Annotated in this window: 1 pseudogene; it reads right to left on the minus strand. The window is 77.8% G+C overall.

Going from position 1 to position 971, the window contains the following annotated elements:
- Window positions 1-971, minus strand: a pseudogene (locus ABD308_RS30085) (family 2 glycosyl transferase); the annotation flags it as partial.

Here is a 971-nt window from a genome sequence, read left to right on the forward strand (position 1 = left end):
AGCAGGGCGGCCAGCGCGGCGAGCACCACGCCGGCGGAGAGCCAGACCGGCGGCACCCCGGCGCCGCCCGGGTTGACCAGGAGCAGCCCGGTGGCGGTCGGACCGGCGCCGTGCAGGCCGGGCAGGCCCGCCTCCAGCAGCAGCCGCTGCGGGTGCGCGAGCACCTGGAGCGACCAGGGCGCCAGCACGCCGACCGGCACCGCGAGGATCACCAGGACGCGCAGTCCGAGCAGGCGCAGCGCGGTGACACCGGAGCCGAAGGCCCCGCCGCGCACCACGGCGGTGACCAGCATCGCCAGGCAGAGCGGGACGGCCAGCGCCCAGACCAGCGGGACGAAGGCGGTGGCCAGGGTGAGCAGCAGGACGGTCATCCAGGCCGAGCGCCAGCCGGGGCGGGCGCCCTTGGCGGCGCTCTCGTCCCGGATGCCGAGGCCGGCGGTGATCGCGGCGGCGCGGGCCAGCGGCGGCAGCAGCACGGCCAGCACCGCGGTGCCGATCCGGCCCTGGGCGAGCGCGCCGGTGGCGGCGGGCAGCAGCGCGTAGGTGGCGCTGGCCCAGGCGCGGACCAGCTTGGAGTCGATCAGCGGCCGGGAGACCAGGTAGGCGCTGACGGCGGAGAGCGGGACGGCGAGGACGACCAGCAGGGTGACCGCGAGGTCGGCGTGGTCGAACAGCAGCCAGGAGAGGATCGACAGCACCGCGAGGTAGGGCGGTGCGGCGGCGGTGGAGCCGGTGCCGACGGGGTGCCAGGCGTCGGCGTACGCCGACCAGAGCCCGGCCGCGCCGTCGCCGGCGGGCAGCAGCGCGCCGCCGAACAGGGCGCCGGCGCCGAGCAGGCCGCGGCAGGCGACCAGGGCGAACACCAGCAGGGCCGCGAACAGCACCGGGGCGGGGCGCCGGACGAGCTTCTTGACCAGCGCGAACTGCTCGACGACCAGGTCCTCGGCGTCCTCGTCGCCGCCGGCCTCGGC

This window comes from Kitasatospora putterlickiae (assembly GCF_039527695.1).
GTDB classification, from domain to species: domain Bacteria; phylum Actinomycetota; class Actinomycetes; order Streptomycetales; family Streptomycetaceae; genus Kitasatospora; species Kitasatospora putterlickiae.